The sequence below is a fragment of the Bacillus sp. JJ1562 genome (assembly GCF_036962705.1).
In the GTDB taxonomy this organism is placed as follows: domain Bacteria; phylum Bacillota; class Bacilli; order Bacillales; family Bacillaceae_L; genus Ferdinandcohnia.
Window position 1 is genome coordinate 1 of the sequence record NZ_JBALOQ010000031.1, and the last position, 5286, is coordinate 5286.

4 protein-coding genes are annotated in these 5286 nt (G+C 34.6%); 2 read left to right on the forward strand and 2 right to left on the reverse strand.

The genetic code is table 11. The features are described 5' to 3' along the window. Positions 1-260 precede the first annotated feature (260 nt). On the forward strand, positions 261-1496 hold the full coding sequence (locus V7097_RS18145; protein WP_335705050.1) for an IS110 family transposase: 1236 nt from the start codon (positions 261-263) through the stop codon (positions 1494-1496). A 355-nt stretch (positions 1497-1851) separates the two neighbouring features. Here V7097_RS18145 and V7097_RS18150 read toward each other — a convergent pair whose 3' ends face one another. Both V7097_RS18150 and V7097_RS18155 read right to left on the reverse strand, forming a co-directional pair. Further along, positions 1852-2049, reverse strand: a complete 198-nt coding sequence (locus tag V7097_RS18150; RefSeq protein WP_335705051.1) for a hypothetical protein — start codon at positions 2047-2049, stop codon at positions 1852-1854. Between the two features lie 503 nt (positions 2050-2552). After that, complete coding sequence (locus tag V7097_RS18155) at positions 2553-3827, reverse strand: IS110 family transposase (RefSeq protein WP_335705052.1); 1275 nt, start codon at positions 3825-3827, stop codon at positions 2553-2555. A 434-nt stretch (positions 3828-4261) separates the two neighbouring features. Here V7097_RS18155 and V7097_RS18160 point away from each other — a divergent pair, with 434 nt between their 5' ends. Beyond that, the gene (locus tag V7097_RS18160; protein WP_335705053.1) at positions 4262-5110 is read left to right on the forward strand and encodes an MBL fold metallo-hydrolase; all 849 of its coding nucleotides are present in this window, start codon (positions 4262-4264) and stop codon (positions 5108-5110) included. The last annotated feature ends 176 nt before the right edge of the window (positions 5111-5286 follow it).

Sequence of the window (5286 nt, forward strand, 5' to 3'; positions counted from 1 at the left end):
CCGTTCGTATTATAAGGTTAGCCAGAATGCTAAATATTTCTGGTTGACCATTTTTTATATGGTTTTATTATATCAGTAGCCAGGGTAGAACGTAACTGCTCGTGGGGCTTTGACCCCGTCAACAAAACCGTTCGCCCCCTACTTGTAGAAACATGATTGAGGCTGGTTGGGACATAGATCTCGTATAACAAGCGAAGCTGTGACACTGCATGGAGGTAACAGGGGTACTGGCAAATTATTAGTTTAGGAGGAGATTCAGAATGAATCCAGTCGTTGGTCTGGATGTTTCAAAAGGGGAAAGTCAGGTTCAAGCATTTTTAGATAAGGGCAAACCTTACCGTAAGAGTTTTAAAGTTTCTCATACTATGGAGGGGCTTAGTTCACTTATTTCATTTCTTGAGGATGTGAAAAGAGATTCTGGCAGAAAACCTTCAATAGTACTAGAAGCTACTGGGCATTATCAAACTCCAGTTGTTCATTACCTGGAGGAACGGGGTTATTTATTGATTATCATTAATCCCTTGATTTCATATAAGGCTCGATCGTCGAATTTAAGAAAAGTAAAGACAGATGTAGTTGATGCATATCTTCTCTGTGAGTTGTTTTATAAGGAGGAATTAGAGCCTTATAAAAAGCGTGGAGTCCAGTTATTAAACCTTCGTAATCTTACAAGACAACATGAAAATATAACTGGAGTTATGGTTCAAACAAAGCTTCAATTTCAGGCGGTACTTGAACAAGTGTTTCCAGAATATAAAGGAGTTTTTGGAGATTTATATTCAGTAGTGTCACTATTAACTCTTTCTGAATTCCCCTCTTCCGAGGATATATTGAGTGTAAGTGAAGATGTTATTTCAGATAAGATTTTTGGATTATGTAGAAGTCGTTCAAAGAGATGGGCAAAAGAAAAAGCAATTCTGCTTAAAGCTGCGGCAGCTCGTAATCCTTTTGAAAAGACAGTTTATCAAAGTCATTTATTAAGCCTGGGAATGTATATTAAAATGATACTTCAGTATAAAGAGCACCTATCAAAGTTAGAGTCAGAGATAGATGCCCTCGCTAAAGAAATTGAAGAATATAATATTATCAAATCTATCCACGGTATTGGAGAAAAAATCGCGGCAACGATCATTTCTGAGATTGGTGAGATAGATAGATTTAACAACCCTAAAAAGCTGGTAGCCTTCGCTGGAGTTGATCCTAGCGTATTCGAATCAGGGAAGTTTACGGCCACAAAGAATCGAATCACAAAACGAGGATCTAGCAGGCTTCGCCATGCCTTATATATGGCAGTTCGTTGTGCCATTCGTGATTGTCGTAAGAAGAAAACGTCTGATGAAATCATCCCCCGCAACAAAAAAATGAGGGAGTTTTACGACAGAAAACGTGCAGAAGGAAAGCCTTTTAAAGTAGCTATGATTGCTTGTGTTAATAAACTCTTACATTGGATATTTGCAATGTTAAAAAGTAAATCGACTTTCCAAGATATAGCATAGTATCCAAATCTAACTAAATAGCGTAAAACCTTCCAATTGGATGAAAACGGAAGGTTATTTGGTATGCACTTTTTTAGTATATCATGACATTATTAATCTTTTTATTGAAAAATGTTGACAAACTATTAGCTGGTTTTGTTCAATAAGGAATTCAACAAAAAAGGTGGTTAATCCTTCTTAGATCAACGCTACCCGTTACTTTAAGTATATTTCTTCACAAACTCATTAAGATAATTTGCTTATATAATGGTCGACATTTTTTCTCCTTCTTTAAAATATAAATTTGACAGTAATTAGACATACGTCTTCCTATCCACTCCGTTTAGCTGGATAATGTTTAAATCAGTGGGGACGATTAATCACTCTTTCGTTCCTTTTTTATCTCCCTAATAGCTATCCATACACCCATAAATCCCGCAGCAGATGAAGCTGGAAAACCAATTAAAAAAGTATCCCATTGTCCTGTAAGCAATGATATAACTACAAAAACAACTGGAAAACCAATTAATACAAACAATGAAAGAAATAACCCTAATTTAGTGTCCTTTTTCACTTTGCACCTTCCTTTCACTTTATATATATGCTTTCTTGCATTATTCGAACTTCTTATATCTACGAATAATTATAGAAATTTTTAATACTTGTTGTTGAACTCCCTCAGTTGGATACGAATATCTCTCGAATGCTCACTTATTCGCAGGATTTCATACCCCTTTAAAACGGATTAAAAGGCTATAGAAGTGAGTTCAGATCATTTTGGCTTCGTGAAGGCATAGTTAAATAAAGGAGGTAGCTAACACTCCATATTTTACCATATGATGTACATCTCCACGCCGCCCCTGGAGGCTTTCCCTCCCATGTCTCAACGGGTCAAACGCCCTCTCATTCCTTCGTCATGCCTATCCAAGGGGTGGAGGCCAGTTATGCTAACCTGATGGGTCACATTGCCCTTTTGTTCAAGAAACCTGGTACTCCGTACATATTTGAATTCCTACGAATAAGACAACATTCAAAATTAAAATTACTACTTTTGTGTAAGTCTAATAGTTTTTATTCCTAAGCTGCTAAAGGGATTGTTTCTTTCAATTTACTTGGACAGTATGCCTCATTACGCTTAGCTATTCCTACAAAAATTCTTGCTAATTTACCGATTAACTTCATAATAGACTTCATTTTCTTTATCTTTTTGACTTTCACATTATGTGCGTGAAGTGCTTTAAACTCATCGTTGTTCATCACAAGGCTCATGGTAGCTAGGTAAAGGAAACGCCGTAACCTAGACCGACCTCGTTTTGAGATCACAATCTGTCCTTTCCATTTTCCTGAACTTGCCTCTGCCAAATGAAGTCCTGCATGTCTTAATAAAGAATTACCATGAGAAAATCCACTTAAGTCTCCTGCTTCTCCTAAAATACCAGCCAATGAAATTTCACTTATCCCTTTAATCATAAGGAGTTTCTGTGCGAAAGGGATTTTATAGAGTTCTTCTTTGATTTGTTGTTCAACTCTATCGAGTTGTTTTATGGTAAGGTCGTATTCTTCTAGTAATTGTTCTAAATGAAATTTATATGCATCCAGTGCTTGAGTTGTTCCTATCGATGAATTTGCTAATTCAATAAGTAATTTAGCCTTTTTAGTACCAGGTTGTCGCTGCATTAATGACTTCCATCCCCTCATGACATCTAGGGGTTCTAGTGAAGCTATTTCAGTAGGAGTTGGAAATAATCGAAGGGTTGCGATTGCCCCTTTACATGTTATATCTTTAAACACTTGTCTGAGTTCTGGGAAGACAATATCTACCCATCTATGAATCTGATTTGCTGAGCTTACGAGTCGTTTTACAATAACATCTCGATTTGAGATTAATACTCTGAGCTTTTCAAAGGACTCTGAGGATGGACTGATAAATGAATAATAACCATTTTTCACCATATCAGCGATCACTAATGCATCTTTCTTATCACTCTTTGATTGGGTATTATCGCGATTTTCTTTATTCCTTTTTACTAAGTGGGGATTTACTGTTACTACCTCGATCTTTTGTTCATCAAGCCATTTCGAAATATTCTTCCAATAGTGACCTGTAGGTTCCATACCTACAATGGCTGCATTTAAATTCTTCAGCTCTTGTAAACTTATAATCCAATTTAACAGTCTTTTAAATCCTTTTTCATTATTTTCAAATGTAAGCGGATCTCCGACTATAATTCCACGGTAATTTATAGCCCGTGCAACGTGAAACTGTTGGGCAATATCCACACCAACAATCAAATGTTTATCGGAAATTCTTTCTATTAGTTGATTTTGTTTGTCTTGCATTTTAAAATTCATAGTAGGGCTTCCTCCTTAAGTATCTGAGTTAGAGTGGTATCTATACTCATATCTTACTGAGGGGCTTTATTTTTTTCAAACCTGATATTTAACGATCTACAGGAATGCTAACCTGCACTTATAGTTGAACAAGAAAAGAGCTTTACCCTTGTTGGAGTAAAGCAACCCGTTAGTTAAACAAGCACCTTCTCTTCTATTACAAATAATGTTCGAACTGTGAACTATAAATAACTGAAATAACCACAATTAATATTCCGAATTTTCTTAATGTATAGTTTGGATTATGTTATACTTTTCCTTAGTGAAACAAGGAGGTACAAGTCCAATGGTAAAAAAATAATAAGAGAAAATCTTAAATTATTTTAATAACTTTAGAATAAACATGTAGATTTTCTCATTCATAGAATGAATATATAGAAAAGAGGAAAAATAACATGTTAAATAAATTAAGTGATACTATTTATTATTTATCTAATCAAGATGATAGAGAACGACCAACATTAGGACTGGTATGTGGTGATCGATATAGTCTAATAATAGATTCTGGTAATTCTCCTCAGCATGCTAAGGACTTTTTACTAGAAATCGAGAAACTAAATGTACCACCAGTTAAATATGTTGTTATTACCCATGCACATTGGGATCATTTCTTAGGAATGAATGAATTTGATGCAACTGTTATAGTTAATAGGCAAACAAACGAAATGATAAAAGAATGGCAAAGTTTGTCCTATGACGATAGTTCACTACAAAAGTATGTGACTACTAATCAGATGAGTTCTATGTGTATGAAGATTATACAAACTGATATGCCAAACAGGAACAGTTTTAAGTTGAATTCTCCAGATGTAATCTTTGAAAATACATTAATTATTGATTTAGGTAATAAAGTTTGCATTCTCGAAAGAATCAACAGTACTCATACTGATGACTCTACAATCATTTATATTCCTGATGAAAAAGTTGTTTTTTTAGGTGATTGTGCATATGGTACAACCACAAATTCTTTATTTCATTACAAGCAATCATTGTTATTGCCTATGATTAAAGACATTCAAAAATATGATGCGGAAATGTTCCTACTTGGTCATGAATCAATCTGTGATTCAAATGAAATGAATATATATTGGGAAGAGTTAACAACAGCAAGTCAAGTTGTAAAGTCCACCTCACTAGAAAATGCGATAGAGTCCTTTAAAGCAGAAAATAAAAGGGACCCTAATGATAATGAATTATTTTTCATAAAAGCATTTGTTAATGACCATATTATTCAGTCACAATAATTCAATAGAATACATCAATCAAATATAAACAGTAGCCATCTCATTAAAAATTGAAATGAGGTGGCTTTTAATTAGTCGATAATGTATGAGCTTTTCTCAGTCCAAATGCTTCGTTTTATTGTTCAAATGCGATATAAAAACTCACCTTCTCTTGTTCAACTAGTCGAGTAGAAGAG